Raw genomic sequence first — 26,668 nt, 5'->3', positions numbered from 1 at the left:
ATTTGATGTCAGGTCACATTCTCATCGTCGACGACGACCCGAACATTCGCGAGGTGATTGGCTTTGCGGTCGAAAAAGCCGGGCTGGCCACTGAGTTTGCGGAGGATGGTAGTGCGGCACTTGCGGCCGCAACAGCCCGCACACCGGACTTGATCGTCCTGGACATCGGATTGCCGGAAATGGACGGGCTGGAAGTCTGTCGCGAGTTGCGAAAATCCTCAGATGTGCCGATCCTTTTTCTGACTGCGCGCGATGATGAAATCGACCGGATCGTGGGTTTGGAACTCGGCGGTGACGATTACGTGACCAAACCCTTTTCGCCACGGGAGTTGGTGGCCCGGATCAAGGCAATTCTCAAACGTACCCGGGTGGTCGCCCAGATCGACCCCCACGTTTTGTCACATGGTGATCTGGTGATGGACGCAGATCAGCACACTTGCACCTTTGCCGGACAACCTATTGGCTTGACCGCCTCCGAGTTCACTTTGCTCAAAGCTTTGGCGGCGCGGCCAGAGCGGGTGATGTCCCGGCAGTCAATTGTGGACGCTGTCTATGGTCACAATGTGCATGTTTCCAACCGGACAATTGACAGCCATATCCGCAACATCCGGGCCAAACTGGATCACGCGGGATGTACAGATAGCATCGTGACCGTCCATGGCGTGGGGTTGAGGATGGGCGCGTGCCGGAAAACGTGAGGCAAAAATGGCGACCACATTTGTGGACGGTGGTCGCGATCGTGCTGGGCGTGGTTCTGTCGTTGCCCTTTGCAGGCCTGTTCCTGTTCAAATTCTACGCCAACCAGCTTGTGCAACAAACCGAGGAAAGCCTGCTGGCGCAAGCAGCCATTATGGGCGCTGTCTACGCGCGATCTTATGAGGACGCAGAGGGCGACGAGACCCCGGTCTTGAAGGCTGAGCAGAGTTTTGACCCGACGTTTCCGTCTCTATCAATGAGTTCAGGCATCCTGCCACAACGCCCGGATGCGGTCCCCATGGCGGCCGCCCCGTTGTCTGTGTACCTCGAAATTGGGCCGGAGTTGTCCCAAATGGCCTCGGCGGCGCAAACCAATACCTTGGCTGGGTATCGTTTTCTGGATACCCGCGGAAATGTCATAGGTGGGAGTGCGGAAGTTGGACTGTCCCTGGCACATGTCGAAGAGGTGCAGCGGGCCCTTGACGGTGAAAACGTGTCCGTTGCGCGGTTGCGCATCAGAGATACGCCGGAACCGGCGCTGTACTCATTTAGCCGTGGGGCTCGTGTCAGGGTGTTTGTGGCAACGCCGGTGCGATCGGGCGATGAGATTATCGGTGCCGTTTACATCAGCCGCACCCCAAATCACATCTTCCGCTTCCTGTATGGCGAGCGTTTTACCCTCGTAAAAGCCACCCTGTTTGTTTTGATTTCCACCGGCCTGATCGGCTTTGTGTTCTGGCGCTTCATAACCCGCCCAATCCATGCGCTGATTGCGCGGACCCGGACAACAGGCAGCAATGGTCAGCGCTGGCAAGCTTTGGAGCATTACGGAACCCGTGAGATCGAAACGCTCAGTCTTAGTTTTCAATCTCTTACAGAGCGCCTCCAGAACCAGCAGGACGCCTTGAAAACCTATACCGCCCATGTAACCCATGAGTTGAAATCCCCCTTAACAGCTGTGAAAGGCGCGGCTGAGTTGCTTGCAGAAGAGGACATGTCGCCGTCCCAAAGGGCAAGGTTCATCGAAAACATCGCCCGGAATACAAAACGAATGGAAGAGCTGCTGGCGAGCATGCGCGCGTTTAGTCTGGCAGATCAAAATGCATTGGACGGAGAATCCCGTCTCAATGACATCCTTCCAGATCTCAGCAGCCGCTTCGTCCCGATGGCCATCTCTGCAAGCGGCGCTAACAGTGCCCTCCCGATCCATGCGGACACGTTGCGGATCATCCTGACGCACTTGCTGGAAAACGCCCAGCAACATGGAGCAACCGAGGTGTTGCTAGCAGCTAGCAGCGACGCCATTGGCGCCAGCCTCACCATCTCGGACAATGGAAATGGCATCAGCGACGGGAACCGAGACAAAGTGTTGACGCCGTTTTTCACAACCCAACGCGCGCAGGGAGGCACCGGAATGGGACTAAACATCGTGACATCAACTTTGGAGGCATTGGGGGGGGCGCTTACACTTCTGCCAACTGAGACTGGCACGACGTTCAAAATGTTTTTTAAGGCAAGGGGGAAGTAGCGAGGAAGAGGACGGAGACCCACTTTGGTTCAACAATCCTGCGGCCAGATCCGGCTCTCAACAGACCCGAGAAAACGATGCAAAGCATGGCACATGTAGGGAGCGGTGCAGCTTAGCTGTTTGTGCCATTGTCCCAGAAATGACTTGGCATGTCATGCAAAAGCTCCGCAGCCTTATCGTCTATCCAGTCTTGCTGCTCGTCGACGGGCCAATCCACCGCCCCCGGGATATCACGGATCATGCCGAGGGCTTTCGACTTGGCCTGCTTATACTTCATCGCATCTATTCGGTCGTCTGGAACAATCGCATAGACAAAGGTTCCGCCCATCGCTTTTGCAAGCTGTTCCATTTGCTTGAGCGAGATCGCTCCGTCTTTCTCACTGCGTTCGGCTTGATACACTGCGTTCCGACTGACGCCTTTCTGTCGGGCCACGTGGTCCGCGGACATCCCCAGGGCACGCCGCATCGTAGCGATCCATCCCTTTTGCGGCATTTCAACATCATCAAATTGCTTCGCGGTCCGATCAAGAAGTCGCGCCAAACGTCGTTGTTCCATGAAATCGGGCATTTGATTTAGCTTACCATAGGTGCAGATGTGCTTTTCAACATAATTGACCATCAAGAATTTTACAAATTCAAAAAATTTGCACATAAATACTTAAAATCAACCCGAGGATGCACTAGGTAAGCATTGAAAGGAAATTCATGTACGCACTTCTTACATCCGCGGGGGCTGTCCCGTTTTCTATCGCCCTTGCGGTGGTTCTGGGCCTGTTCCTGTTGGAAATTGTCACAGCACTACTCGGTGGGTCGATCCTGGGCATGGGAACCGACGCCCCGGATATCGATGCTGATCTGGACTTTGATTTTTCAGCAGAGATCGAGGCCGGTGTCGATATGGCTGACGGCTTTGATGGGGCAGATATCCCTGAAGCAGAAGGCACAAACGCGGGCCTATTTACATGGCTCGGCGCACGAGACGTACCGGTTCTGATCTGGCTCGTGTCATTCCTGACCATGTTTGGGTTGTTCGGGCTTATCCTGCAAGCGGTGGCAAGCAACCTCATGGGGGCACAACTCGCAACGGTATTGGCCGTCGTAATCGTGACAATTCCGGCGCTTGCCGTGACGCGTGTCATCGCAAATTGGGTCGCGCTGTTGATGCCAAAAACCGAGACCACAGCGTTGAGAGCCCGCCACCTGGGGGGATATCACGGGATCATCACACAAGGCACGGCCTCACGGGGTAAGCCTGCGGAGGTCAAGATCAAAGACCGTCACGGCAATGTGCACTACCTGCGTGTCGAACCCCTCAACGATGACGACCGTTTTGAAAAAGGCGCTGACGTCACTCTTATACGGAAACGCGGCGACAAGTTCTTCGTCATCTGAAGCCCGTTTTCCCACAACACTTAATCTTATAAGGAGTTCCCTATGGATCTGATTTCCATTGCAGTTATTGCTGGCGTCATTGTTGGCCTGCTCATCTTTATCGGCCTTATCATGGCTCGCCTTTACAAACGTGCGACACGTGAAACCAGTCTTGTCAAAACCGGGTCCGGTGGGCGTAAGGTCATTATGGACGGTGGCACGATTGTGGTCCCCTTCCTGCATGAGATTTCCAAGGTGAACATGAAAACGCTCCGCCTTGAAGTCGCACGTGTAAACGAACAGTCTTTGATTACCAAAGACCGGATGCGTGTTGATGTTGGCGTGGAATTCTATGTGTCTGTGAATGCCACCGAGGACGGCATTTCCCGCGCGGCACAAACATTGGGCGACCGGACGTTCCACGTCGAGCAGTTGCGCGAGATGATCGAAGGCAAACTGGTGGATGGTCTGCGGGCTGTTGCGGCTCAAATGAGCATGGATGAGCTGCATGAAAACCGCGCCAGCTTTGTGCAGGAAGTCCAGAATGCCATTTCCGAAGACCTGTTGAAAAACGGCTTGGAGCTTGAGGCCGTGTCCTTGACCGCCCTGGACCAGACACCGTTTGAATCACTGGATGAAAACAACGCCTTCAACGCAGTGGGTATGCAGAAGCTGGCCGCTGTGATTGCAACCTCACGCAAGCAGCGCGCGGAAATCACAGCCGAAGCAGATGTTTCTGTGGCTCAGTCCGAGATGGAAGCCGAAAAGCGCAAGTACCAGATCGAACGCGATCAGAAGCAGGCCGAAATCAAGCAAATCGAAGAGATTCAAACCCTGCAAGCGGAGCAGGAAGCTCAGATCGCCCGCAATCAGGAAGCGTCGGACCGCGCAAAAGAAGAGGCACGCATTCAACGGGAAAAGGCCGTGCGCGAAGCTGAAATTGCACGCGAGCGCGCCATCCGTCAGGCGGAGATCACCAAAGAGCGTGAGTTGGAAGTTGCGGATCAGGAGCGTCAGATCATTGTGGCTCAGAAATCCGAAGAAGAGAGTCAGGCGCGTGCCTCAGCAGATAACGCCCGGGCAGAAGCCAAAAAGGCATCCGAAGCCATCGAAACAGCGCGTGCTGTGGCAGAAGCTGAGCGTCTGAAGCAAATCGCCTTGATCGAAGCCCAGAAAGAAGCCGAGCGCCAGGCCACCGCCATCCGTCTGTCGGCGCAGGCGGAAAAAGAAGCGGCAAGCGATCGCGCGGCCGCGAAACTGGAAGAAGCGCAAGCAGACGCGGATGCCGTCACGGTTCGGGCGACTGCGAAGAAGGCTGATTTGCTGGCAACAGCGGAAGGGCAGACCGCGATTGCCAATTCCGAGAACGAGTTGAGCGCCGAAATCGTTGCGATGAAGATCCGTCTTGCGCAGCTCGAAGCCATGCCTGCCATCATTGCGCAGATGGTTAAGCCGGCCGAAAAGATTGACTCCATCAAGATTCACCAGGTGACCGGCATGGGCGGGGCAAATGGCGGAGACGCGGCAAGTGCCAGTGGTACACCGGTCAACCAGGCTCTGGATTCCGTTTTGGGCATGGCTTTGCAGATGCCAGCCATGCAAGCGCTGGGAAAAGAACTGGGCATAAGCCTGGAAAACGGACTGGGGGCTGTTGCCAATGACGTTTTGGATGTCCCCAAAGGCAATCCAGCCTCTGAAGACGAGACGGTCAAGCCCGCCGCTGAATAACCATGTCAATTGGCCTCGCCCATAAGGGGGGCGAGGCCTTTGATCCTCCACTCGGTGAATTGGTCCGCTCCCATAGTTGGGAAGTACTGGCCATCTCGGGGATGTAAGCCCGCTGGCCGAAGTGGTGGGACTGCTCGCGGGCGTAGGTCTGACAGGGCGACGGGGAGCCGCCCTGAGTTTTGCCAGAGACCGAAGTCTCTGGTTTGTGTTTTATTGAAGCGTCCTTAGTGGTCCGGGCGGGGCAGGGGCAGCCCAGCTGGGTTGTTGTGTTTAGGCCAACCAGGGTTGCACTTGCTCCTCGCGCAGGAAGGCGCCGACAGTTTGCTCGGCCTTGTTGTCCTGTTCGATTAATGGGCCGCGCGCAAAACCGGCGTCGACTCCGATGGCACGCAGGGCGGCTTTGACGCCAGGGATGACCCCGGTTTGCAGGAGAACTTCGACAAAGCGCTGGGACGTGTCTTGCAGTTGCCGCGCTTTTTGAAGGTCGGATGCCGTAACGCTTTTAAAGAGTTCCACGTATAGCTTTCCGAGCACGTTGTAGGTGGTGCCAATCCCGCCCTCACAGCCCAGGGCAGCGGCCCCGGCAAAGATCTCATCAAATCCGAAAAAGTAGATTTTGTCCGGGCGGCTTCTGCGCAGCATGGACAGTTTGAAAAGGTCCGTTGACGTGAACTTGATGCCCGCTACGTTTGGTAAGTCCAAAATGCGCTGCAGAAGCTCAAGCGGCAGCGGTCGGCCTGTGCGTACCGGCACTTCGTAGACAATCAGTGGCAGGGATGTCGCGGCGGCCAGCTCCGCGTAGTAGTGGAAGATTTCCTCATCGGAAAACGGGTAGGCGTGCGGGGGCAGGGCGGATAGAGCGTCAAAGCCCAATGTCGCTGCCGACTGCGCCAAAGCAATGGAATCGCGGGTGTTTGGTTGCCCGACATGCGCGATCACGTGGGATGTCCGGGCCGCTGGCATTGCCGCAATGATTTCTTGCTGCTCATGCAGCTCGTCGGTGGACATCAACCCCGACTCGCCGCTGCTGCCGCCAATGTAAAGTCCCTGCAATCCTTGCCTTAGGACATATTCGGTGATTGCCCGCTGCCGGTCCGCATCAAAAGCGCCGCTGTCAGAGAAGCCTGTCAACAGTGCGGCGTACATGCCTCCAAGTGAATAACCCATAATTTCCTCATGATTGCTGTGCGTTCATTGGGGAGGTCTGGTCGCCCCGATGACTCCATTTCGATGTTTTGGTATCCCAAAATGAATCCTTGGTAAAGTATGGTTTGACAAAAATGATTTTTGGAAATACCAAATGACACAAGTTGATAGCTCAGGTGGTGGTCCGGCGATCCTTTTGTTAGGTCGTTTGTCACTAAGACCCATCAGGCTCAGGAGGATTGGAATGTCGCCAGAAAAGGAAATTCGACCCGACACCCCAAAGCGGACCGCGGACCGGATCGCTGAAGCAATTATTGCTCAGATCAAGGATGGAACATTGTCGGTTGGCGATGCAGTGCCAACGGAGCGGGAGTTATGTGACCAGTTTTCCACATCCCGCCCGACCGTACGTGAGGCGCTGTCAAACCTGCATATGCGTGGGTTTCTTTCGACAGGCACAGGCAAGCGTCCGCGTGTCACGACGCCGTCTCTGGAGGATGTTTTCACGCTTGCCGGTGACCATATTCGCGAAATTCTCGGAAATGCCGAAAGTGCGGCTCACCTAGAGCAAATGCGTCAGTTTATTGAGGCCGGTGCGGTGCGGGTGGCGGCAGAAAACGCGTCCAACATCCAGGTGGCCAAGATGCAGGCTGCTTTGGAGAAGAATCTGGAATCGGTGGGGACCGACAACTTCCCTGCAACCGATATTGCGTTTCACCGCTCCATTGTTGCCGTGGTGGGCAATCCGATCATTTTGAAGCTGCACGACATGTTTGTGAGCACCATGTTGGCACATCGCCCCAACTCTCCAAGCCCCCGCCACATGGACGCGCTGGTCTATGAGGAGCACCGCGCGATCTATGAAGCGGTGCTGAACGGGGATGTCGTCGCCGCAACCAAGCTAATGGACAGCCATCTTGAGCGGTCCTACCGGTCTCGACTGGCTGCGCCCAAGTCGCTGCTCTCAGAGACGCAATCAATCGAGGAAGCCTAAAAAATGCGGCGCGAGGCCGCGAACACACAGCAAGGAGGATATGAGATGCTGAATAAACTAATCACCGGGACGGTTGTCTCTCTGTTGATGTCAGGTGCGGCCTTTGCCGAGAAAACCCTGACGTTTGGGATGCAGGACAATGAAGTGTCCAATGTGTACCAAGGTGCGCTCGCATTTAAGGAAGAGCTTGAAAAAGCCTCCGGCGGTGAGATGACAGTCAATCTCTTCCCATCCTCTTCGCTTGGCGATTTCAAAGCCATGGTGGCCCAGGTTCAGGCCGGCGAGCTCGACATGGTGATGACCGGTTATCCGGACATGTCTTACATCATTCCTGAGTTGAAACTGGTTGGCGCGCCTTATGTGGTCGACAGCTTTGATCACCTGCAGGAAATTGTGGCTGGCCCTTGGGGGCAGGACATGGCGACGAAGATGAATGAAGCCAACATTCATCTGCTGGACGTGTGGTACTATGGCACCCGCCAAACCACCTCCAACCGCGCGATCAACTCGTTGGATGACATGGCTGGCCTGCGTTTGCGGACGCCAAACGTGCCGTTCCTGATCGCCTATGCGGAAAACACGGGCGCCACACCGGCTCCGGTTGCCTTTGCGGAAGTGTATCTTGCGTTGCAAACCAATCAGGTCGATGCGGAAGAAAACCCGCTGCCAACCATTGAGGCGATGAAGTTCTATGAGGTGCAAAGCCACATCGCGATGACCAACCACTTCATTGCGTCGGGCGCCATTCAGATTGGGACGTCCACTTGGGACAATCTTTCCGATGAAGAAAAAGGTTGGGTTCAGGCCGCCGTTGCCAAAGGTGGCGAAGTGTCCGACAGCCTGACGTTTGAAGCCGAAGCCAAGCTGGTGGACACGTTCAAAGAGCGTGGTTTGACCATCACCGAGCCTGACACAACCCCATTCCGTGCGGCGATGAAGCCGTACTACGATGAGCTGGAAGGTGAGTTCGGCGCGGGCGCAATCGCAAAAGTGCGCGGCGAATAAGCCACGAAAAGCTGTTGGGGGAGGCTGCGACGCCTCCTCCAATTCTCTACTCTTGGGGCGGAAAGAATGAAAAGAAAATACGGTTTTGAAGCCTCTGTGGCCTCCGTTTTGTTTATCGTTCTGTTTTTTATCATGGTGTTACAGATTGTTGGCCGGACCAATTTGGTGGTCGGGCCAATTTGGACTGAGGAGCTTGCACGGTGGCTTTGGGTCTGGATGGCCCTGATCGGCATCGGCACGGTTGAGCGGGACGATGCGCATTTGCGCATGGGTTTCTTGATGGACCTGCTCCCGGCGATTGTTCAGAAAACCTGGGCGATCCTTGTCGACATTGTCTACATCGCTTTGGCCAGCCATCTTGTCTGGATCGCCTACAAAACAATCCTGCGCACATGGAACAATGAAACGGTGACGCTGCCGACAACGGATGCGGTTCTTTACGCCTCCGCCTTTGTGGCGCTTGTGTTGATTGTACACCGCATTTTCTGGCGCCTGCTCCAAAACATCACGTCATTCAATTCTGTCGAACAAGAGGGGGCCTGACCATGGTGCTATTGTGTGTTGTTGTGGGCTGGCTCCTGCTGGTCCTGCTGAATGTCCCGATTGGCATTGGCATGATTTTTGTGTCGATGGGCTACTTCTATTATTCCGGCCTTGGTCTGACCTTTGCCGCCCAACGCATGGTGGATGGGCTTAACAGCTTTCCCATGTTGGCGGTGCCGCTGTTCATTCTGGCTGCGGCCATTTTGAACTCTGCCGGGATCACCCATCATTTGTTTGGCTTTGCCCGTGCCTTGGTTGGGCATATCACGGGGGGGCTGGGCCATGTGAATGTTCTCGCCTCTCTGTTTTTCTCCGGCATGTCGGGGTCCGCAATTGCCGACGCTGGCGGCCTTGGCAAAATGGAAATCGAAGCCATGCGCAAAGCCGGTTATGACGATGAATTCTCCGGTTCCGTCACCGCAGCGTCGTCGATGATTGGCCCGCTTGTGCCCCCCTCCATCACGATGGTTCTGTACGGGGTGATTTCCAACACATCCATCGGACAGCTGTTTCTGGGCGGCATTGTGCCAGGTGTTATGTGCGCCGGGGCCCTGATGTGCATGGTCTATTTTATTGCCCGCAAGCGAGAATATCCGACGGATCCCGTGAAGCCCGCCGGCGAGATCGCAGGCATGTTTGTAAAGTCGCTCCCTGCCTTGCTTACGCCTGTTGTCATCGTCGGCGGCATTTTCTCCGGGTATTTTTCGCCAACCGAAGCGGCGGCGATCACCGTGCTGTATGCCATCCTGATCGACCTGCTGTTTTACCGCGAACTCACGTTCCGGCGGCTGTGGGATGCGATTTACGACACCACGGTGACCTCGTCCGCGATCGCCACGATCATTGCCGGTGTTGGGTTGCTTGGCTGGGTGCTGGCGCGCGAACAGGCGCCGCAGCAGATTGCCAGCCTGTTTCTGGCGATCGCGGACAGTAAACTGACGTTTCTGATTGCTGTGAACATCATGATCTTTGTGCTGGGAGCCTTCATCGAGTCATTGGTGATCCTGCTGGTGGTGGTGCCCATTCTGGTGCCCGTGGCCTTGGGCTTTGGCGTTGATCCGGTGCACTTTGGCATCATCGTGGTGCTTAATCTGATGATCTCGATCCTGACGCCGCCGATGGGGATGGCCCTGTTTGTGGTCGCTCAGGTGGGGGAGATACCCTATCAGCGCTTGGCGAAAGCCATTCTGCCATGGCTGTTGCCGCCGCTAATCGTCCTGATCCTAGTGTGTACCTTCCCGATCCTGGCCACTGGCCTGCCAAGTTTGATGAGGTAGGCATGACGATACTGAAACAACTGCAAAACGGGTTGGTGGTGTCCTGCCAGCCGGTGGATGACGGCCCGATGGACCGACCCGACATCATCTTGGCCATGGCCCAAGCGGCCATTGCTGGCGGGGCTGTTGGTGTGCGCATCGAGGGCGCGGACAATGTGGCGGCTGTGCGGGCCGGTATCACGCAGCCGATTATTGGCATCGTGAAGCGTGACCTGAATGACAGTCCGGTGCGTATCACACCATGGGTGCAAGACGTTGTGGATTTGGCGCAGGCAGGCGCCGATGTGATTGCCTATGACGCAACGGAGCGCGTGCGGCCCACGGCCTGCGCGGAGCTCGTGCAGGAGATTTCGGCGCGGGGATGCCTTGGGATGGCCGATTGCGCCACAATCGCGGATGCCAGAGCGGCTGTCGCAGATGGCGCGCAAATCCTCGGGTCGACGTTGTCGGGGTACACGGTGGAGACCGCAGGCGACAACGGGGCTCCGGACCTCAAGTTTGTTTCGGAGTTACGCGCCTTGGAGCGGTTTGTGATGGCGGAAGGGCGCTATGACACGCCGCAATGGGCCCGGATGGCACTGGACGCTGGCGCGGATTGTGTGACCGTCGGCACGGTTCTCACACGTCTGGAAGTGAATACCAACAAATTCCATGAAGCTTTGCAAAAGCGGGACCAAGACAATGGTGACATGCAGATTGGCTGATTTAGACGGATATGCGGTCGACCTGGGGGGAACCAAGCTGGCAGCGGTCTCGATTGTGGGTGGCGAGGTTCAGGACGTGCTTGTGCGCAAAACCAGAAGCGAAGACGGGCCTGATGTTCTGGTGCGGGACCTGGCGCATATTTCGCGCGCAATTGGGTATACGCCCGGTGCGCCGATTGGTGTGGCGGTGGCCGGAAAGCTTGACGATCATGGCCTATGGTCCTCGGTGAACCATGCCATTTTGAAGGACCTCGACAAGCTGCCTCTGGTGAAATTTCTGTCCGACGTGCTTGGGGCAGGTGTCGTTGCCTTAAACGATACGCAGGCAGCCGCCATTGGGGAATACCGATATGGGGCAGGTCAGGGCGTCCCGTCTTTAGCTTATCTTACTGTTTCCACAGGCATTTCGGCGGGGTTTATGTTGAACGGGCAACCACTGCACTCGGCAAACGGTATGTTGGGCCATGTCGGTGCCATGGTGAGCCGGAAAGGCGGGCGACACTGTGGGTGCGGGCGCGTGGGCACTTATGAAAGCATCGCGTCCGGCCGCGCGATTGAGGCTATGGCGGCTGAAATAGGACACGGAGATCTGTCGTGTGGCGCGGTCTTTGAGATCGCGCGTGCAGGGGAATCCTGGGCGCAAAAACTGTTTGAGGATGCCTGCGCTGCAATTGCGGAGCTTTGTGCCAACCTGGCGGCGGTATTGGGCGTTGAACGCATTGTTCTGGGCGGCGGTGTTGGCATGGCCGAAGGCTTTTTGGCCGGCGTTCGGCGGTATTTGTTGGAGGAACCCGCGCAATTTCGGCCGGACGTCGTGCCGGCCGGTCTGGGCAAGCACAGCGCGATGTTTGGCGCTTTGTCGGCTGCTGTTGGCAAGGGGGCGTTGTCTTGAAAACACTGACCGCTAAGACATCCTATGAGGGCAGCGCACATGCGTAAACATAGTGCGGTTATCCCAGATGAAGGCGCGACCTGGGCGCTGGCGTTTGGCGGATGCTATCAGCCGGTGCCCTCTGACGCTCGGGAAAACGGGATCTCGTATGGCTAACTCCGAGAACCAACTCAGTGTGTATGCCGATGTATTGTACGATGGCGTTTCGATGGCCGGAAAATCACAGACGTTGATTTGTGTGTCCGAGGGCCGAATTGCGTCAGTCTTGGAAGACGTGCCCGCAAGCGAGGTGCCCTCCGACGCACTTCATATTCCCATTGTGATGCCGGGCTTTATTGATCTGCAAATAAACGGTGCCGGAGACGTTCAGTTCAATTTTGACCTGTCCCTTTCGGGGCTTGAAACGATGGTGGCGGCGTCTGCGCGCGGGGGAGCAACCCACATCTTTCCGACCTTTACCACGGCACCGGGCAGCGATTACCGCCAAGCTCTTGATATTGCGACTGAGGCTGTCGCACAGGCGATGCCGGGAGTTGCCGGGCTGCACCTTGAGGGGCCATTCATTTCCCCGAGGCGGCCTGGCATTCATCGCCCGGAGTTCATTCGTCCCTTAAGCCAGGCCGATGTGGATGTGCTGCGCGAGGCCGCCGCGGCTTTGAAGATCGTTTTGACGATTGCGCCAGAGGAGCAAGAGCCGGAACTGCTGGAGCAACTCAGCAATAGCGGCATCATTCTTTTTGCGGGGCATTCAGAGGCAACGTTTGAGGATATGCGGCGCGCGCGCCAGGTGGGGGTTACCGGTGTTACACATCTGTTCAATGCGATGAGCCAGATCACACCGCGGGAGCCTGGCGTGGTGGGTGCTGTGATTGGCGGTGGCGACTTTTTCGCGGGCATCATTGCGGATGGGTATCATGTGCACCCGCAAAACCTGGACCTGGCGGTAAAGGCGCTGCCGGATCATTTGTGTTTGGTGTCAGATGCCATGCAGACAATGAACGGGGCGTCTCAGGAGATGATGCTTTACGGCACGCGTATCACGTTGGCCCAGGGGCGATTGACCGGGGCGGACGGCACCATTGGTGGCGCGCATCTGACGATGGCGGAAGCCGTGGCAAATGTGTCAAGCCTCGCCGGGGCGGCCTTGGGGACGGCTGCCAAGTTTGCGAGTGCGAACCCGGCGCGGGCGGTTGGACTTCAGGACACCCACGGGCAAGTCACCCCTGATTTCAACGCGTCCATGACGTTTTTGTCTGGGGAACTGGAATGTGTCGGGGTCATGCGCGACGGCGTCCCGGAGATGTTTGGTATGTCAGCTTGAATCCGACACACATGTGTCATCGGAGTCACGTTGCGCATGCAGAATTGTCCAATCAACCGTGGCGAAAACTAATTCCGCGTTGGAGAGATTGAATGTCAAAGCTGGTCATTTTTGACACAGAGTATTTGTCCCGCGACGGCGCCATGCATCGGCTTTGGTCTGCCGCGGAAGATCCAGACCCATTGCTGGTTCAGATTGGGGCCGTTTTGGTTGATTTGGACGATCCGGTCGAAGTCACCGACAAGCTTGAGGTGCTTGTGTTGCCCCGGAACAGGCACGGAGAGCTCTGCAAGCTTGATCCGTATTTCGTGGCCTTGACGGGCATAAGCAATGAACGCCTGCGATCAGAAGGCATGGAATTATCAGAGGCGCTGGAGGCCTTGGACAGGTTTTCACAAGGCGGTCACTTGTGGAGCTGGGGCAAAGACGAGCTTTTTGCCTTGGGCATCAGCTGTTTTGTGCAGGGTGTCACACCCAAGATTGCGGCTGAACGGTTTTCCAATTTGAAATCGGTCTTTCAAAAATCGGCCATGACGGAACAGGACATTGCAAGAACCAACAGTGCGGCACTGTCCGCATTTTTTGGCATAGACCAGGCAGATCTTCGCGATCACGACGCGCTTGATGATGCGATGTCGTTGAGTGCTGCGGTCTTGCATCTTCTGAAGGAAGGGATCATTTGCGCCGGGGATTTGGCGCAGGTGGACTAGGCCTGTGAGATTGACGGTTCATCACAGATAAACAGCTCGGATTGGGTGTCGCGCGCCATGGCTCGAGCGACAGATGAGGGAACGAAGGCGATCCATGGCGTGCCGGACAGGGTGCCGCGTCCGGCTTTAGGTTTGCGCTAGCCTGCACATTTCGAGACAGGAGCACGCTGTCGAAAGTTTTGCGAAAGTTCTTGGTTCGGGGCAGAGGTCGGCATACCGTGAGGCGCTGGCAACTGTTTTTAGGGGCTAAGAATGCGCTACATAAAGCTAAAATCTATTTTGTTATCTGTCATTTTGCTTACCCCGTCCGGGGCGGTCACGCAGTCTGGCGAAGACCAAGAGGGCGACCTACTGCGATCGGAAGAGCTTGAAACGCTTGTTGCGCCAGTGGCGCTGTATCCGGACACCCTGCTTATTCAGGTGTTGGTTGCCGCAACCTTTCCGCTGGAGGTGGTGAAGGCGGATATGTTCCTTGAGGACAATGCCGGCGTTTCGCAAGAAGAGTTGAAGCCGCTCATTGAAGCGGAGGATTGGGACGATAGCGTAGAGGTTCTGGCGACGGCTTTTCCCGATGTTCTCGAAGATATGGCAGCCCATATTGATTGGACGGAAACGGTCGGAAACGCCATGCTGGCACAAAGCGATGACGTGATGGCGGCGGTGCAAGTGCAGCGCCAAGCGGCAGACGAGGCTGGCAATTTGGTCAGTGGTGATGAGCAGACTGTAGAAGTGGTTCAGGAAGGAGACACCGAAACAATTGTCATTCAGCCCACGGACCCTGAAGTTGTTTATGTGCCGCAATATGACACGGAGACCGTCTATGTTGAAAATTCCTCCGATGTTGGCGATGCCGTGGCCACGGGATTGCTGATTTTTGGCGCTTTTGCTCTCATAGATGAAATCTTCGACGATGATGACCATTGGCATGACTATTGGGGGTGCCGAAACTGCGGTGGGTGGAATGGTCGGCCCATCATTCGAAATCCAGACATCGACATCGACATAGATGGTGACGTCAACATCGGGGACCGCAATACCGTTGGGTGGAAGCCCAGTGACGCGCGACAGAAAGAAGCGCGCGACACGATTGCACGCAAGCGCGGCAATGATGGCGCCACCTCTTTGCCGGTGGCCAAGCCTGATCGCGGTGACAAGTTGCGCTCTGACCTTGCCAAGAAAAGTGGCGCTGCGGATATTTCCAAGAGCAAAACTCCTCGCGCGGGTGTTGAGCGTCCTTCAAGCCCGTCCGCAGCCGACCGCAAAGCTGCCGTCGAACGTACCACCAACAAGACACCGCAGCGGGCCAACCCGCGGCCGAAAACGCCGCAGGCCAAGGCCAAAGTCGCGCCAAAACGGCAGGCAGCCCCCACCAATGGTGGGGCGATGAAGAAACGCGCCTCGTCTCACAGAGCGGGCGCTGCAGCGTCTCGAGGCCGCGCGGCGGCAGGCGCGCGTAGAGGGAGATAGGCAGATGACACACACCGTTGCTAAACAACTGGCTGGTTTTGCCTTTGGCCTGGCCGTTTCAGTGTCCGCTGAGGCTCAAACGGCCGCATCCTATGACACGCCTCAAGCTGCTCTTGAGGCAATGATGACGGCGCTCAAGGCCGGAGATCAGACTGCAATTTTGCAGGTTTTTGGGGCGGAGGCCCAAGATCTGCTGTCTACCGGCAGCCCTCAGCGCGACAGAGAGAATCGCGCTGAGATCCTGGGGCTGTTGCAGGGAGGATACCGCTTTCAATCGGATGAAAACGATGGGGTGGTCCTGCGTCTGGGTGCGGATGGGTGGCCTTTTCCGATTCCGCTCACCCGTGTGGATGCGAGTTGGCAATTTGACATCGACGCAGGACGTGACGAGGTTCTGTTTCGACGCATAGGTTTGAACGAACTGGATGTGATCGACTTTTTAAAGGTCTATGTCGATATCCAGGCCGAGTATCGTTTGGTAGATCATGACGCCGATCAGGTCATGGAGTTTGCGCCTGCGTTTTTGTCCAGCGAAGGTGTGCGAGATGGATTGTTTTGGCAGGGAGAAGACAGTCCTTTGGGGGTGCGGATCGCGCTGGCATCGCTTGACGGTTACTCTGACGGGCAAAGGGATATGGGGCCTGAGCCATTTGGCGGCTACTACTATCGCATATTGGACAGGCAAAGCGCTGCGGCTCCCGGGGGCGCTCTGAATTATGTCAGTGGTGGGAATATGGTGGCGGGTCACGCTTTGTTGGCGGTGCCGTCCGACTACGGCAACAGCGGTATTCACTCGTTTATGGTTTCTGAAAACGGTGTGGTGCTTGAGGCCGACCTCGGAGAAGACAGTCTGGAGCGGGCCTTTTTGCTCAGAAGTTTTGATCCCACATCGGAATGGCACCCCGTAGGGTTGCAGTGATCTTCGCAATCCGTTTCTTCTCCTGACTGACTGGGGATCGGCGGGCAAGGAAATAGCGCTGGCCGAATAGGTGATGGATGTCGTCACAGGGCTCACGCTAGTCGCTGTCCTTTTCCAGGTGAATAGCAACGCCCTGGACGGAAACCCTTGCGCCGTTTTTGTCGGAGATGGCGCTGCGGCTTCGCTATGTCATGCACTTGCATGTCATGAGCGGGCTGACCCGGGCATTGCTGCGGCCGACACCGGGCCAAACGCTGTGGCGGGGGCCGTGATCATGGAAACTGTGGATGCCGGTGACATCCTCGACGACGGTCAAACGGTGGGCGGGAACGCTCGGTTGAGCTATGACAGCAATGGCAAGACCTTTGGTGGCTCGACAACGGTTGCGGCCAAGTCCGGTAATTTTGAAGCGCTTGGCTACCTGCGGGCGGCTAAGGGCGATGACTACAAAAACGGCGACGGCGATGTTGTGCCCGGCACTGCTGCCAACTTTGAGTCCGGCTTGCTGAAGTTTGCGTTTGACGACCAATCCCAGCACCGCCTAGAGGTCTCGGCACAGCGGATCAATGACTCCGAGATGCGCCCCTACCGCGCCAACATCGGCGAAGTTGTGGGACGGCCCGCGCCGTTGCGCCTCTATGACACCCAGCGCAACAACTATTCGATCCGGTATGAAGACACGCGCAACATGGGCTATTGGGATCCGGAGGTCGTGCTTGGCTTTTCTGAAAGCCTTGTAAATGTGCCTGATCCTTATTAGAGTGAGGGGGATAGCTCCACATACTCCGGAAAAATCCAGAACACATTCCATCTATCCGCCACCAACACGGTTGTGGCCGGTGTCGACTTCTATGACCGCCAGTCCACGTATCGCGGGGCGGGCTCTGCGACACTGACCGAGAAGGCGGAGAATGTCGGCGTGTTTGCTCAGGCGCGGCTTGATTTGGGATCCAACTGGGAAGTCTCGACTGGCTTCCGCTAAGACTGGCAGGATTTTGAGGGGTTGGATGCGACATCTCGGAAATCAGTGGATGGGGCCAGCGGCAACCTGTCTTTGCGTTACCACTTCAGCGAGGCATTCTCGCTGCTCGCCGGGGCGTCCAACGTGTTTGGTGGCATCCAGTTGGAGGACAACTATCTGTTCGAGCTCCCTGGTTGGGACTACTCCAGCCTGGAGGCATCGCGGGCCGAAAACTACACGGTTGGATTTGATTGGGGCGCGGCCAACACCAAGATTGGTGGTGAGGTCGTCCTGACCCAGATCGACAATGTGCGCAGCGGCGGAGACAACTTTGACTTTGAAAGCAAAGGCTGGAACCTCGGTCTGACGCATGGCTGGGACAACGGCTCCATGCGGTTTAGTGTGTCGCGCAGCGATGTAGAGCGGGACGGCATCGGCTACGGCTCCTGGTATCTGCAAGACTACGGCGCGCCATTGGGGACCGTGGCAGCGTTGCAGGTTCAACAGTATCTGCCTAACCAAAATCTGTTGATTGGTGGCAGTGTGGATATGGCATTAGAATATGGCGATGATCTGGTCGACTCCGACGCAACCCTGCCTGGCTATGCCGTGGTCAATGTGTTTGCCGAGTACACGCCGAAGCAGATGCAGAACCTGACGTTGCGCGCGTCGGTCAACAACTTGTTTGATAAGCAATACGCGGATCGCGCGACCTATGGGCAGGACTACTCGTCCATCGTGCCGCTGGCAGAGCAAGGCCGGAGCGTGATGATTGAGGCGATTGCACGCTTCTAAATTGCGAAATTGAAAACAGAGAACGGCGGCCTCAATCCTGAGGCCGCCCTTTGTTATTCGTGGTCAGGGCAGCAGGCGCAGCAGGAAGCGGGCCAAATCGTAAGCCTCATCCGTGTCCAGCAGCGGCCCCATTTCGGATTTGAGGGTGTCGAGGTACAGCGGCCAGACAATTTTCAGGCGTCGGGCGCCTTCGTCTGTGAGAAAAAGTACCTGCTTTCTGCGACCATCCGAGATGTACTCCCGTCGCAGCAGGCCGGCTTTTTCCATGCGTGCGATATGACGGGACAGCCCGTATTGCGGCAGCAGCAGCCTGGGCTCCAGTTCGCCCATGAGTTTGCCATCTGGGCCAGCCTGGTCGATTTCATAAAGGATTTCGTACCAGACAGGATCGCCCAATCCCTGGTCTTTCAAGGCTTGGGAAAACTTGAGAAAGAACTTGCGCTGGCTTTTGAGGATATAGAACCAAACGCGGCTGTTGGCGATGTTTGGATCATCGTCGTTGAAGAAGGTCGCGTTGGGCGACCTGTCTTCATCCGGGGAAATTTTGTCACTCATTACAATACATTGGCCGTGAAACGAGCGCGTCGCAAGTTACGTTAGCTGGTCCAGTTCATGTTTTTGAAGTCTTCGCGGAAGGCAAAGCGCTCCAGATGCACGTCGATCACGTGTTTGACCTGCTTTAGCCCCTCTGCGTCGTTGACTTCGATATCCACACGCAATTGCTCAGGATTGGCAGTCATCGCGGCGGTGCCTATGGGGAAGGAGCAGCTTCCTTGGGTTTCGTCATAAGAAACGTCGATTTTATGGGCGAAGTGCTTGCACAGTTGTACAAGGTATTTCGAGGCGTTTTCAGTGGAAAAGGTGCCAGTGGCCGTCAACATCGGGCGGGTTCCTGAGTAAAATTATTTGTTACTCTGGACTCGCGCATTTTGAGCGGATAATCAAGCTGCAATCGCGTTCAGCCAGATAAATAGCCAGACGCCGTAAACTGGAGAATTCCATTGTTTAAGCGTATTTTTTGCGCGCTGGCTCTGAGCGCAACCTCTCTGCAGGCCGCAGAGGTGGACACCTATGCAGGTAAGGCACATGTAGAGGTCACACCCGCTAAAGTAGCGGTGTTTGACATTGCGGCCATCGACACGCTGTCGGCTTTGCAAGTGCCTTTGGCGGGTGTCCCGGAAAACGTCTACGTAGACTACTTGGTGGATGCCACCAAAGGCGCGGCCACGGTAGGGAACCTCTTTGAGCCGGATTTTGAGGCGATCAACGCGCTGGCACCGGATCTGGTTGTGGTCGGCGGACGCTCCTCCAAGCAGGCCAAGGCCATGGCAGAAATGGCGCCAACCATCGACATGACCATCTGGGAAGACACCGTTGGTCAGGGCCTCGAACGCCTGGACGCCTACGGTAAAATCTTTGGCAAAGAGGTGGAAGCGGCCGCTCTGAAGGCGGCGTTCATGGACAAGCTGGCGCACACCAAGGCCGCACTGGACGGCAAAGGCACCGCGCTGATCGTGATGACCAATGGCCCAAAGATCTCGGCATATGGCGCTGGGGGGCGGTTCGATTGGTTGCACACCAAGCTGGGTTTGGAAGAGGCTGTGGATGGCGTGGAGCAGTCGTCACATGGTGAAGCGATTTCTTTTGAATTCATCAAAGAGGCTAACCCTGACATCCTGATTGTAATCGACCGTCTGGCGGCCATTGGCCGTCCGGGCGAAAGCGCAGAGGCCACTTTGGACAACCCGCTGGTTGCTGAGACCACTGCCTGGAAAAATGGTGACGTTGTCTACCTGAATGCAGCGGACATCTACATTGCCGGTGGTGGCATCCAGTCCATGTCCCGCACTCTGGACGCGTTCCTGAGCGCCTTTACTTCGGGCTAACACTGAATGCGACGGCACTCCGCAGCACTCTTCTTGGCGGCTGGAACATTGGTTCTGGCCGCCATTTCCTTGTTTGTTGGGGTGATTTCCCTGCGACCAAGTGAGGTTTTATTCGACAGCGAGGCCTTTGGCCTCATGTTGGACAGCCGTTTGCCAAGGACTTTGGCCTCCTTGATTGCCGGCGCTGCGTTGGCCGTATGCGGGATGATAATGCAGATGTTGGTGCGCAACCGGTTTGTCGAGCCGATGACCGCGGGCACAGGGCAGGGGGCGGCGCTAGGTATACTGATTGTGGTCCTGCTGTTTCCGAGCGCGTCTATTCTTGTGAAGATGAGCATCGCCACGGCAACAGCGTTGATGTCGAGCATTGGATTCCTGCTGATTGTGCGGCGTTTGCCACCGGCGCAGCCGCTTTTGGTGCCTTTGGTTGCAATGATTTACGGTGGGATCATTGGCGCGGGGGTGACTTTTGTCGCCTACCAGTGGGACATGCTACAGTACATTGACACCTGGCTGAATGGCGACTTCAGCGGCGTCATGCGTGGACGCTACGAGCTGTTGTGGATTGCTGCGGTGATGACTGCGCTGACCTATGTGATTGCCGATCAGTTTGCGATTGCCGGGCTAGGGCGGGACGCGAGCATCAACCTGGGTCTCAACTATGATCAGGTGATGATCCTTGGATTGTTGGCGATTTCTGTGGTGGCGGCGCTGATCGTGATCACGGTTGGGGCCATTCCGTTTGTTGGTCTGATCGTGCCAAACATCATCAGCCGCCGGTTTGGAGACAACCTGCGCGCAACGCTGCCGCTGACCGCATTGTGCGGGGCTTCGTTGGTTTTGGTGTCTGACATCATTGGCCGGGTGATCCGGGCGCCTTATGAAATTCCGGTGGGCACCGTGCTCGGTGTGTTGGGCGCGGTGGTGTTCCTGTGGCTGCTTTATGCGAGGCCGAACCATGCGCGCTAAGTCGATGCTGATTTGCGGCGTGTTGCTGACCGTGTGCTGCGGGCTTTTCATGACGTTGGAGGCGCGTGGGAACTGGGACTTTGTGCTGTGGTTTCGTGGACGGAAATTGGCGGCGCTGTTGCTGGTAGGGGCGGCGGTATCCACCGCGACGCTGTTGTTTCAAACCATTTCCCGCAACCACATTTTGACACCGTCCATCATGGGGTTTGATGCGCTGTTCACGCTGATCGTCACGCTGGCGGTGTTCACGATTGGGGCGGCAGGCTACAACCATTTGCCGCCTGAGTTGGTGTTCTTTGTGAACCTGTTTTTTCTGATAGGCGCGGCGCTTTTGCTGTTTGGCACGTTGTTGGGGCAACATCGCGTGGATCTGATGCGCATGGTGCTGACCGGGATCATTTTTGGCGTCCTGTTTCGCTCGTTGACCTCATTTGTATTCCGGATGATTGATCCCAGCGAGTTCGCGACCATTCAGGTGAGTTCCTATGCGCGGTTTAACTACATTGAGCTCAACCTGCTTTGGCTGGCGGCTGGGCTGACTTTGGGGACGCTGCTGCTGTGCTGGCGTATGCGGAGGCAGCTGGATGTTTTGAGCCTAGGTTTTGAAATAGCCACCAACCTCGGTGAGCCCGTGGCGCGACGACAAAAACAGGCCCTGGTGCTTGTGGCGGTGCTGGTTGCGGTGAGCACAGCGCTGGTTGGTCCTGTGGCGTTTCTTGGCCTATTGGTGGTGTCGATTGCCCGTTTGATCGCGCCCAATGAAACCCATGCCGTGCTAATCCCGCTTTCCGCGTTGATTGCGGGCATTGTGCTGGTGGGCGGGCAGACCATTTTGGAGCGGGTTTTGGGCATGTCGACGCCTTTGGCCGTGGTCATTGATTTTGTTGGTGGCTTTGTATTTTTGGCACTTTTGCTGCGGAGAGGATGGACATGATTGTCGTTGAAAACCTGAACTACTCGGTGGCGAATGCGCAAATTTTGACCGATGTGTCTGTGACTTTGCCCAAAGGCGGCATCACCGCCCTCATCGGTCCCAATGGGGCTGGCAAGTCGTCGCTGTTTTCTCACATTGCGCGGCTGTTGCCGATGCAGTCTGGCCGTATCACAGTCGACGGCATGGACGTCGCGCCAGCCAATCGACAGGAGTTGTCCCGCAAACTGGCGATTTTGCCTCAGCAGGTGCATTTTGCCACGCGGCTGACGGTGAAGGAGTTGGTTCAATTCGGGCGGTATCCGCACTGTCAGGGGCGGTTGCGGGCAGAGGACCATGAGATGGTCGCGGCGTCGCTTACCGCCTTTGGTCTAACAGCCTTGGCGGATCGGTTTCTGGACACGCTTTCCGGAGGGCAGCGCCATAAGGCACATGTGGCGATGACCTACGCGCAGGACACGGATTATCTGTTGCTCGATGAGCCGCTGAACAACCTCGATATCGCCGCGTCGCGCGCGTTGATGGCGCTGTTGCGTCGGTTGGCGGATGAGGAGGGCAAGACCATTGTGATCGTTCTCCACGACATCAATTTTGCTGCGCAATATGCGGATCACCTGGTGGTGCTCAAAGATGGGCGCATTGAGCGGGAAGGCGCGCCCGTGGACATGGTCACGGGGGCGCTGCTGGCCGATGTGTTTGGTACAAACGCGCAGGTGGCTGTGGTAGGGGATACACCGTTTGTGATGCCGTAGGGCGGGTTATTTGATCCGCACAGGCAGGGTGAAGCCGTAGCTGCTTTTGGTGAGTTGCCTTGGCGCTTTGGCAAATTTTCCGATGCGGCGCACAGAGGTCAGCACGGCCTGATCCACTTTGGCGGAGCCAGAGGATTTGGCGACAGACGCGCTTTGCAACCGCCCATTTGGTGCAACTTTCAAGCGGATGACCACGCGATTTGACGCGCCTTTGATTTTGCCGATGCGCACGCCGCGTTGCAGGCGGGATTGAATTTTCCCGGCCCAAACAGACATCAGGCTGGCCTCTTTGCCTTTGCCTAGCGCGCTTGATTTTTTGGAGCTGCCTGCCTGAGTGCTTTTGCCAGCGCCGGCTGCTTTTTGGGTCGCGGCGCCCGCTGAGGCCGCGGAAGCCTTGTCCGCAACTTTTTTGTTTGGATCAGGCTTCTTTTTCGGAGTGGGTTTCGGTTTTTGTTTTTTGACTGGGTCAGGCGGTAGCTCCGGTGCCGGCTCAGGCGTGTCTATAGCCTGATCAATGGTCGGTTCTGGAGGCCGCAAAGTGGGGCGTTTGGGCGGCGTGACGGGCGCTGGGGCTGTTTCGCGAAGCTTCGGTGTTGGAGCGGTTTTTGGCACCTGGAGAGCAGGTGTTGTGGGCGCAGCGAGTGTTGGTTGTGCTGGCAGCGGCGTACGTGCCAGGTCCACATCTGGTTGATTGGGCAGGTCTTTGGGTTGCAGCGCTGCAATCTTGATGGCCGCGTTGGGTGCTTCGTGCAAAGCCATTGCCGGAGCGTTGATCGCATCGGCGATGTCGAGCTCAGGCTGTTCGATTTCCACGACCTGAGCTTGGTGCGTCGGGGCGGCTGTCCAATCCGCCAGGACCGTTTCGATTGACGCAGGCGCGCCTGTGATGGACACAAACGCATCGCCGCCGGCGCCGTCTGCATCGCCGCCATCTTCGGCACTGCGCATCGCCATCAGGACGTGGATGCTTAGTGCGAGGCTCAGGAATACAATAAGTTCAGTGATCTTTTTCATGGCGCTTGCACCACCACTTCAACGCGGGAAAAGCCGACAGCTGACAGCTTTTGCATGACCTGCGCCAGGCGGTCTCCATCCAGCGAGGCATCAATACGCAGTTGCAGGGTTTTGCCATCTCCGGCCGCGGCTGAAATGGCGGCATAAGCGGCGTCTCCCGCCGTGTCCTGGAACTGCAACGCGGCGTCTTTGCCCACGTAGAGGACGAACTCTCCATCCGGCTCGGCAGCTTTATCTGCCGTGGGCGGAGAGACCTCGAAAGGTTCTGGAGGGGCGATCTGGGCGGTCATCAGGAAGAAGATCAACAGCAGGAACACCACGTTGATCATCGGTACGATGCTTTCAGCGCGCGGTTTGCGGGGGGCGTTGTCAAAGTCCATGGCTATTCCACCAGCACAATTGAGGTGAAGCCGGCCGCGCGCAGGTGTTCGGAAATGGCCACGACCCTTTGCACTGTCGCACCGTCCGTACTGCGCAACACGATGGTTTCCGTGGGTTTTTCCATCGCTTCAGTGAGCGCTGGGATCAGGTCGTCGGCGGTACGTGTGATGCCGTTGAGGCGCAGCTCTTCGGGCAAGATGTCCACGAGTTTTGGGTTGCCGGTGAAATCCCCGCCGGACGACGCCAACGGGATTGGCAACACCTGATCCATGCCAAAGCGGGAGGCCAGCATGAAGAAGACCAGCAGCAGGAACACCACATCAATCATGGGCGTCAGGCTGGGTTTGCGACGAAACCGGCGTGATTCTGTGAACTGCATTGGGTTACTCTGCCGCCAAGGCCTGTACCGTGATGGCGTCCACTTCCTTGCGGGTCACAAAAATCCGCATGGCGGCATCTTCGACATCGCGGCGCATGCGGTCGATGACGGCCTCAAACCATGTCAGAGCTGCGGAGGCGGGAATGGCGACAGCCATGCCAGCGGCGGTGGTCAGCAGCGCCTCCCAGATGCCCCCGGCCAACAGGGAAGCATCGGCGCGGCTGCCACTTTCTTGCAGAGCTTGGAATGCCGCGATCATGCCCAGAACGGTGCCCAATAGGCCCAGCAGGGGGGCGATGGTGGCGATCAATTCCAACGCGCGTAGGCCCACAGCGGCTTCGCCGAGCTCGCGTTTGGCAACGCGTGCGGTTTCCTCACGTGCGGCGTCTTCGGTCAGGGTTTCGCGGGCAGAGATGGCCGCGCCAACCACTTTGGAGCGCAGACCTCTGCGGCGGGATACCAGCGCTTGTGCGGCATCGGTGTTGCCATCTTCGTAAAGGCTAACAGCCTTCTGCGCTTTGCCGCGTGCCCAAGCACCGATGAGCGCAAGGCGCCAGACTTTCCACAGAATGAGCGCGACCGTGATCACGGAGAGAGCCGCAATCGCCCAGATCGAAGGGCCACCGTCCTGAAGGAAAGCGGTGGCGCGTTTTGCGGCGGCTTCGACCTGCTGTGTTGTGGTTTGAGGCGGGGCGATTTGTTGCTCAGAGGCTGTTTCTGCGCCCTCGCTGGCGGCCAATCCGGTTTTGCTTTCAGCGCTCAGGTTTTCGGCCTCAGGGGCGGTTGCGCTCTCTGTTTCCACTGTTGGCTGAAGTGTCGACGTCGTGTCGCTGGACAACTGCGTTTCGGAGCTTGGGATGTTCAGGCTCTCGGGTTGGTTTGCGACCTCAAGTGAAAGGCCGCTTTCTTGCAGTGATTGCAGGGACGGGGGGGACATTTCTGTGGTCGGAGACGAAGGCAGTTGCGGCGCCGCGGGCTCCGTCTGCGCCATGGCTGTGGAGACACCAGCAAGCAAAATGACGCCGGACAGGGATGCTGCTTTCAGGAGGGAAGCGGACAAATGGCGGGACATGGCGACTCCAGTGAACTCATAGGCCAAAAGGTAGACGGAAAGCGCGCGCGTTTTGTCGTCCGACCACAGGCATTGCGGTGATGACTTCTTGGCGAGCCGCGTGGCGGAGCTTTGAGCATGGCTGGAAGCTTTGCCATGGGATAAAAATGTTGATTATTTTTGTCAAGTAGGGCGGCTCGCCGCTTTCGCTGGTTCAGCGGCGTTTTGCGGCAGAAGGGGAGATACCAAAAGTCCGTCGAAACGCGGTGGAAAAATTTTCTGGCGTGGAGAACCCTGCCACTTCAGCGGCCTGCGACACGGAGAGTGTGTTTGCCTCCAGGTGGTCTTTGGCCATGGCGAGACGGATCGCGCGGGCGTGCGCTAAGGGCGCGCATCCGTGGGCCTTTTGTATCAGCCGGCGCAGGGAGGACAGGCTCAGACCGCCGGCTTTCGCCAAGGCTGCCAGGTCAGGCAAGGGGCCGGGAGTCTGGATAAGGTCTTCGACACGTTTGAGTTGGGAGGTTTCGCGCGGCGTGAGGTTTGCGGAAGTGCTTGTGTCAGACAGGCGTTCAAAGGTGGAGGCGACCAGTTCAAGCACCATGGCCTCTCCGTGAAGGCGCGAAATCGGGGTGTGAAACCCATCCATTGAAGCGAGGTTTTCCAAAACTTGAATGTCTCTCGGTGTGGCATTCCAGTCTGCGCGATAGTGCTTTTTGCTCTTAAGAACAGTTGGTTGAGGGAGCGAAAGACACTGCTCTCCGAGCCATTCATGTGACATTTGTATGCTGACTTTTCGCACGTATTCACCGGGGCCACTCCGGCGTTGAAAGCTGAGGGTTTCATCAATTGCGGACAGAGAGAACTTCACTGGCGCATGGTTTGGGCGACCCAAGCCCATCGGCATATCGTCTAGCCAGGCTTCGGTAGCACCCTCGAGAAAACAGTTCAGAATCACGCCCGGCACGCGCTGGGTTTTGGTTTCAAAGCTGCGTCTGGCGCGCGCGTTGAGCGTGTGCACACCCAAGCCTTCGCGAAACTCCGTGGCGGTGACCAGACCTTCAAACACATTGTCTTCTGGCAGGTCCGCACGGCGAAACCAGTTGATTTTGTCAGAGGGAGTCGCGCCTCTGTAGAAGGCGGTGCGGGGCTGCGCCATTGACAGACTTTCATATCAAAACGGTCCCGAAAGCTTGGCGGTTTTGAGTTTGCACAGCCTGCAAAGGTTTTTGAACAGGAGGCAAAGGTCGT

General features: G+C 56.9%; 30 protein-coding genes. 21 read left to right on the top strand and 9 right to left on the bottom strand.

Translation table 11 applies throughout. From position 1 onward, the window contains the following. The first annotated feature begins 5 nt into the window (after positions 1–5). On the top strand, positions 6–698 hold the full coding sequence (locus tag SIB92_RS08325) for a response regulator (protein ID WP_412555356.1): 693 nt from the start codon (positions 6–8) through the stop codon (positions 696–698). Between the two features lie 209 nt (positions 699–907). Further along, positions 908–2,224 carry an ATP-binding protein gene (locus SIB92_RS08320; protein ID WP_412555355.1) on the top strand — a complete coding sequence of 439 codons (1,317 nt, stop codon included), beginning with the start codon at positions 908–910 and terminating at the stop codon, positions 2,222–2,224. 112 nt (positions 2,225–2,336) lie between these two features. Here SIB92_RS08320 and SIB92_RS08315 read toward each other — a convergent pair whose 3' ends face one another. Next, positions 2,337–2,876: a hypothetical protein gene (locus SIB92_RS08315; protein WP_412555354.1), complete on the bottom strand. Its 540-nt coding sequence runs from the start codon at positions 2,874–2,876 to the stop codon at positions 2,337–2,339. Between the two features lie 53 nt (positions 2,877–2,929). On the opposite strand from SIB92_RS08315, the gene SIB92_RS08310 reads away from it, so the two are divergent. Further along, positions 2,930–3,616, top strand: coding sequence for a YqiJ family protein (locus SIB92_RS08310; protein ID WP_412555353.1), 687 nt, complete (start codon positions 2,930–2,932; stop codon positions 3,614–3,616). Positions 3,617–3,658: 42 nt separating this feature from the next. Further along, entirely contained in the window at positions 3,659–5,323 is a 1,665-nt protein-coding gene (locus tag SIB92_RS08305) for a flotillin family protein (RefSeq protein ID WP_412555352.1), read from the top strand. A gap of 270 nt (positions 5,324–5,593) precedes the next feature. On the opposite strand, the gene SIB92_RS08300 is transcribed toward SIB92_RS08305, so the two are convergent. Further along, positions 5,594–6,490 (bottom strand): dihydrodipicolinate synthase family protein, encoded by an 897-nt coding sequence (locus tag SIB92_RS08300; RefSeq protein ID WP_412555351.1) that lies wholly within the window; start codon positions 6,488–6,490, stop codon positions 5,594–5,596. A 223-nt stretch (positions 6,491–6,713) separates the two neighbouring features. Here SIB92_RS08300 and SIB92_RS08295 point away from each other — a divergent pair, with 223 nt between their 5' ends. From SIB92_RS08295 to SIB92_RS08235, 13 genes are all read left to right on the top strand, one after another. Next, on the top strand, positions 6,714–7,463 hold the full coding sequence (locus tag SIB92_RS08295; RefSeq protein WP_412555350.1) for a FadR/GntR family transcriptional regulator: 750 nt from the start codon (positions 6,714–6,716) through the stop codon (positions 7,461–7,463). 45 nt (positions 7,464–7,508) lie between these two features. Beyond that, the gene (locus tag SIB92_RS08290) at positions 7,509–8,468 is read left to right on the top strand and encodes a sialic acid TRAP transporter substrate-binding protein SiaP (protein WP_412555349.1); all 960 of its coding nucleotides are present in this window, start codon (positions 7,509–7,511) and stop codon (positions 8,466–8,468) included. A 66-nt stretch (positions 8,469–8,534) separates the two neighbouring features. Further along, positions 8,535–9,011 (top strand): TRAP transporter small permease, encoded by a 477-nt coding sequence (locus tag SIB92_RS08285; RefSeq protein ID WP_412555348.1) that lies wholly within the window; start codon positions 8,535–8,537, stop codon positions 9,009–9,011. A 2-nt stretch (positions 9,012–9,013) separates the two neighbouring features. Next, the gene (locus SIB92_RS08280) at positions 9,014–10,288 is read left to right on the top strand and encodes a TRAP transporter large permease (protein ID WP_412555347.1); all 1,275 of its coding nucleotides are present in this window, start codon (positions 9,014–9,016) and stop codon (positions 10,286–10,288) included. Between the two features lie 2 nt (positions 10,289–10,290). Then, on the top strand, positions 10,291–10,992 hold the full coding sequence (locus SIB92_RS08275) for an N-acetylmannosamine-6-phosphate 2-epimerase (protein WP_412555346.1): 702 nt from the start codon (positions 10,291–10,293) through the stop codon (positions 10,990–10,992). Beyond that, positions 10,985–11,884 (top strand): ROK family protein, encoded by a 900-nt coding sequence (locus SIB92_RS08270; RefSeq protein WP_412555345.1) that lies wholly within the window; start codon positions 10,985–10,987, stop codon positions 11,882–11,884. Before SIB92_RS08275 ends, SIB92_RS08270 begins: the two co-directional genes overlap by 8 nt. Positions 11,885–12,032: 148 nt before the next feature. Next, the gene (nagA, locus tag SIB92_RS08265) at positions 12,033–13,205 is read left to right on the top strand and encodes an N-acetylglucosamine-6-phosphate deacetylase (protein ID WP_412555344.1); all 1,173 of its coding nucleotides are present in this window, start codon (positions 12,033–12,035) and stop codon (positions 13,203–13,205) included. Between the two features lie 92 nt (positions 13,206–13,297). Further along, positions 13,298–13,915 carry an exonuclease gene (locus SIB92_RS08260; RefSeq protein WP_412555343.1) on the top strand — a complete coding sequence of 206 codons (618 nt, stop codon included), beginning with the start codon at positions 13,298–13,300 and terminating at the stop codon, positions 13,913–13,915. A gap of 252 nt (positions 13,916–14,167) precedes the next feature. Continuing rightward, positions 14,168–15,382 carry a DUF3300 domain-containing protein gene (locus SIB92_RS08255; protein WP_412555342.1) on the top strand — a complete coding sequence of 405 codons (1,215 nt, stop codon included), beginning with the start codon at positions 14,168–14,170 and terminating at the stop codon, positions 15,380–15,382. 4 nt (positions 15,383–15,386) lie between these two features. Beyond that, entirely contained in the window at positions 15,387–16,301 is a 915-nt protein-coding gene (locus SIB92_RS08250; RefSeq protein WP_412555341.1) for a DUF2950 family protein, read from the top strand. A 274-nt stretch (positions 16,302–16,575) separates the two neighbouring features. Next, positions 16,576–17,061, top strand: a complete 486-nt coding sequence (locus SIB92_RS08245) for a hypothetical protein (RefSeq protein ID WP_412555340.1) — start codon at positions 16,576–16,578, stop codon at positions 17,059–17,061. Between the two features lie 72 nt (positions 17,062–17,133). Beyond that, on the top strand, positions 17,134–17,283 hold the full coding sequence (locus tag SIB92_RS08240) for a hypothetical protein (protein ID WP_412555339.1): 150 nt from the start codon (positions 17,134–17,136) through the stop codon (positions 17,281–17,283). Between the two features lie 21 nt (positions 17,284–17,304). After that, positions 17,305–18,057 carry a TonB-dependent receptor domain-containing protein gene (locus SIB92_RS08235; RefSeq protein WP_412555338.1) on the top strand — a complete coding sequence of 251 codons (753 nt, stop codon included), beginning with the start codon at positions 17,305–17,307 and terminating at the stop codon, positions 18,055–18,057. A gap of 63 nt (positions 18,058–18,120) precedes the next feature. On the opposite strand, the gene SIB92_RS08230 is transcribed toward SIB92_RS08235, so the two are convergent. Together SIB92_RS08230 and SIB92_RS08225 are read right to left on the bottom strand one after the other, a co-directional pair. Then, complete coding sequence (locus SIB92_RS08230; protein WP_412555337.1) at positions 18,121–18,612, bottom strand: MarR family winged helix-turn-helix transcriptional regulator; 492 nt, start codon at positions 18,610–18,612, stop codon at positions 18,121–18,123. Between the two features lie 41 nt (positions 18,613–18,653). Then, positions 18,654–18,938, bottom strand: coding sequence for a DUF2218 domain-containing protein (locus SIB92_RS08225; RefSeq protein ID WP_412555336.1), 285 nt, complete (start codon positions 18,936–18,938; stop codon positions 18,654–18,656). 120 nt (positions 18,939–19,058) lie between these two features. Between SIB92_RS08225 and SIB92_RS08220 the strand changes: the two genes are divergently transcribed. The 4 genes from SIB92_RS08220 to SIB92_RS08205 are packed head-to-tail and all read left to right on the top strand — an operon-like array spanning position 19,059 to position 22,595. Then, complete coding sequence (locus SIB92_RS08220) at positions 19,059–19,943, top strand: siderophore ABC transporter substrate-binding protein (RefSeq protein ID WP_412555335.1); 885 nt, start codon at positions 19,059–19,061, stop codon at positions 19,941–19,943. Positions 19,944–19,949: 6 nt separating this feature from the next. Beyond that, entirely contained in the window at positions 19,950–20,912 is a 963-nt protein-coding gene (locus SIB92_RS08215) for an ABC transporter permease (protein ID WP_412555334.1), read from the top strand. After that, on the top strand, positions 20,902–21,846 hold the full coding sequence (locus SIB92_RS08210; protein WP_412555333.1) for an iron chelate uptake ABC transporter family permease subunit: 945 nt from the start codon (positions 20,902–20,904) through the stop codon (positions 21,844–21,846). The genes SIB92_RS08215 and SIB92_RS08210 overlap by 11 nt, the downstream gene beginning before the upstream one ends. Next, on the top strand, positions 21,843–22,595 hold the full coding sequence (locus SIB92_RS08205; protein ID WP_412555332.1) for an ABC transporter ATP-binding protein: 753 nt from the start codon (positions 21,843–21,845) through the stop codon (positions 22,593–22,595). Before SIB92_RS08210 ends, SIB92_RS08205 begins: the two co-directional genes overlap by 4 nt. Before the next feature lie 6 nt (positions 22,596–22,601). On the opposite strand, the gene SIB92_RS08200 is transcribed toward SIB92_RS08205, so the two are convergent. The 5 genes from SIB92_RS08200 to SIB92_RS08180 all read right to left on the bottom strand — a co-directional run bounded on the left by SIB92_RS08200 (position 22,602) and on the right by SIB92_RS08180 (position 26,576). Then, the gene (locus tag SIB92_RS08200; RefSeq protein WP_412555331.1) at positions 22,602–23,609 is read right to left on the bottom strand and encodes a TonB family protein; all 1,008 of its coding nucleotides are present in this window, start codon (positions 23,607–23,609) and stop codon (positions 22,602–22,604) included. Continuing rightward, positions 23,606–23,989: an ExbD/TolR family protein gene (locus SIB92_RS08195; RefSeq protein WP_412555330.1), complete on the bottom strand. Its 384-nt coding sequence runs from the start codon at positions 23,987–23,989 to the stop codon at positions 23,606–23,608. The genes SIB92_RS08200 and SIB92_RS08195 overlap by 4 nt, the downstream gene beginning before the upstream one ends. A gap of 2 nt (positions 23,990–23,991) precedes the next feature. Further along, complete coding sequence (locus SIB92_RS08190) at positions 23,992–24,369, bottom strand: ExbD/TolR family protein (protein ID WP_412555329.1); 378 nt, start codon at positions 24,367–24,369, stop codon at positions 23,992–23,994. A 4-nt stretch (positions 24,370–24,373) separates the two neighbouring features. Beyond that, positions 24,374–25,441, bottom strand: a complete 1,068-nt coding sequence (locus SIB92_RS08185) for a MotA/TolQ/ExbB proton channel family protein (RefSeq protein ID WP_412555328.1) — start codon at positions 25,439–25,441, stop codon at positions 24,374–24,376. Positions 25,442–25,634: 193 nt separating this feature from the next. Beyond that, positions 25,635–26,576 carry a helix-turn-helix domain-containing protein gene (locus SIB92_RS08180; RefSeq protein ID WP_412555327.1) on the bottom strand — a complete coding sequence of 314 codons (942 nt, stop codon included), beginning with the start codon at positions 26,574–26,576 and terminating at the stop codon, positions 25,635–25,637. Between the last annotated feature and the right edge of the window lie 92 nt (positions 26,577–26,668).

It is taken from the genome of Shimia sp. MIT1388, assembly GCF_047124445.1.
In the GTDB taxonomy this organism is placed as follows: Bacteria; Pseudomonadota; Alphaproteobacteria; order Rhodobacterales; family Rhodobacteraceae; genus Shimia.
Note: the sequence above shows the minus strand (reverse complement) of the source record. Positions and strands in the feature narration are given on the sequence as shown.

What these genes read in the sequence shown, in the direction of transcription:
- SIB92_RS08325 (WP_412555356.1), top strand. Translation starts at nt 6, where the DNA reads ATGTCAGGTCACATTCTCATCGTCGACGACGACCCGAACATTCGCGAG.
- SIB92_RS08315 (WP_412555354.1), bottom strand. Translation starts at nt 2,876, where the DNA reads ATGTGCAAATTTTTTGAATTTGTAAAATTCTTGATGGTCAATTATGTT.
- SIB92_RS08310 (WP_412555353.1), top strand. Translation starts at nt 2,930, where the DNA reads ATGTACGCACTTCTTACATCCGCGGGGGCTGTCCCGTTTTCTATCGCC.
- SIB92_RS08305 (WP_412555352.1), top strand. Translation starts at nt 3,659, where the DNA reads ATGGATCTGATTTCCATTGCAGTTATTGCTGGCGTCATTGTTGGCCTG.
- SIB92_RS08300 (WP_412555351.1), bottom strand. Translation starts at nt 6,490, where the DNA reads ATGGGTTATTCACTTGGAGGCATGTACGCCGCACTGTTGACAGGCTTC.
- SIB92_RS08295 (WP_412555350.1), top strand. Translation starts at nt 6,714, where the DNA reads ATGTCGCCAGAAAAGGAAATTCGACCCGACACCCCAAAGCGGACCGCG.
- SIB92_RS08290 (WP_412555349.1), top strand. Translation starts at nt 7,509, where the DNA reads ATGCTGAATAAACTAATCACCGGGACGGTTGTCTCTCTGTTGATGTCA.
- SIB92_RS08285 (WP_412555348.1), top strand. Translation starts at nt 8,535, where the DNA reads ATGAAAAGAAAATACGGTTTTGAAGCCTCTGTGGCCTCCGTTTTGTTT.
- SIB92_RS08280 (WP_412555347.1), top strand. Translation starts at nt 9,014, where the DNA reads ATGGTGCTATTGTGTGTTGTTGTGGGCTGGCTCCTGCTGGTCCTGCTG.
- SIB92_RS08275 (WP_412555346.1), top strand. Translation starts at nt 10,291, where the DNA reads ATGACGATACTGAAACAACTGCAAAACGGGTTGGTGGTGTCCTGCCAG.
- nagA (WP_412555344.1), top strand. Translation starts at nt 12,033, where the DNA reads ATGGCTAACTCCGAGAACCAACTCAGTGTGTATGCCGATGTATTGTAC.
- SIB92_RS08260 (WP_412555343.1), top strand. Translation starts at nt 13,298, where the DNA reads ATGTCAAAGCTGGTCATTTTTGACACAGAGTATTTGTCCCGCGACGGC.
- SIB92_RS08255 (WP_412555342.1), top strand. Translation starts at nt 14,168, where the DNA reads ATGCGCTACATAAAGCTAAAATCTATTTTGTTATCTGTCATTTTGCTT.
- SIB92_RS08250 (WP_412555341.1), top strand. Translation starts at nt 15,387, where the DNA reads ATGACACACACCGTTGCTAAACAACTGGCTGGTTTTGCCTTTGGCCTG.
- SIB92_RS08245 (WP_412555340.1), top strand. Translation starts at nt 16,576, where the DNA reads ATGGAAACTGTGGATGCCGGTGACATCCTCGACGACGGTCAAACGGTG.
- SIB92_RS08230 (WP_412555337.1), bottom strand. Translation starts at nt 18,612, where the DNA reads ATGAGTGACAAAATTTCCCCGGATGAAGACAGGTCGCCCAACGCGACC.
- SIB92_RS08225 (WP_412555336.1), bottom strand. Translation starts at nt 18,938, where the DNA reads ATGTTGACGGCCACTGGCACCTTTTCCACTGAAAACGCCTCGAAATAC.
- SIB92_RS08215 (WP_412555334.1), top strand. Translation starts at nt 19,950, where the DNA reads ATGCGACGGCACTCCGCAGCACTCTTCTTGGCGGCTGGAACATTGGTT.
- SIB92_RS08210 (WP_412555333.1), top strand. Translation starts at nt 20,902, where the DNA reads ATGCGCGCTAAGTCGATGCTGATTTGCGGCGTGTTGCTGACCGTGTGC.
- SIB92_RS08205 (WP_412555332.1), top strand. Translation starts at nt 21,843, where the DNA reads ATGATTGTCGTTGAAAACCTGAACTACTCGGTGGCGAATGCGCAAATT.
- SIB92_RS08200 (WP_412555331.1), bottom strand. Translation starts at nt 23,609, where the DNA reads ATGAAAAAGATCACTGAACTTATTGTATTCCTGAGCCTCGCACTAAGC.
- SIB92_RS08195 (WP_412555330.1), bottom strand. Translation starts at nt 23,989, where the DNA reads ATGGACTTTGACAACGCCCCCCGCAAACCGCGCGCTGAAAGCATCGTA.
- SIB92_RS08190 (WP_412555329.1), bottom strand. Translation starts at nt 24,369, where the DNA reads ATGCAGTTCACAGAATCACGCCGGTTTCGTCGCAAACCCAGCCTGACG.
- SIB92_RS08185 (WP_412555328.1), bottom strand. Translation starts at nt 25,441, where the DNA reads ATGTCCCGCCATTTGTCCGCTTCCCTCCTGAAAGCAGCATCCCTGTCC.
- SIB92_RS08180 (WP_412555327.1), bottom strand. Translation starts at nt 26,576, where the DNA reads ATGGCGCAGCCCCGCACCGCCTTCTACAGAGGCGCGACTCCCTCTGAC.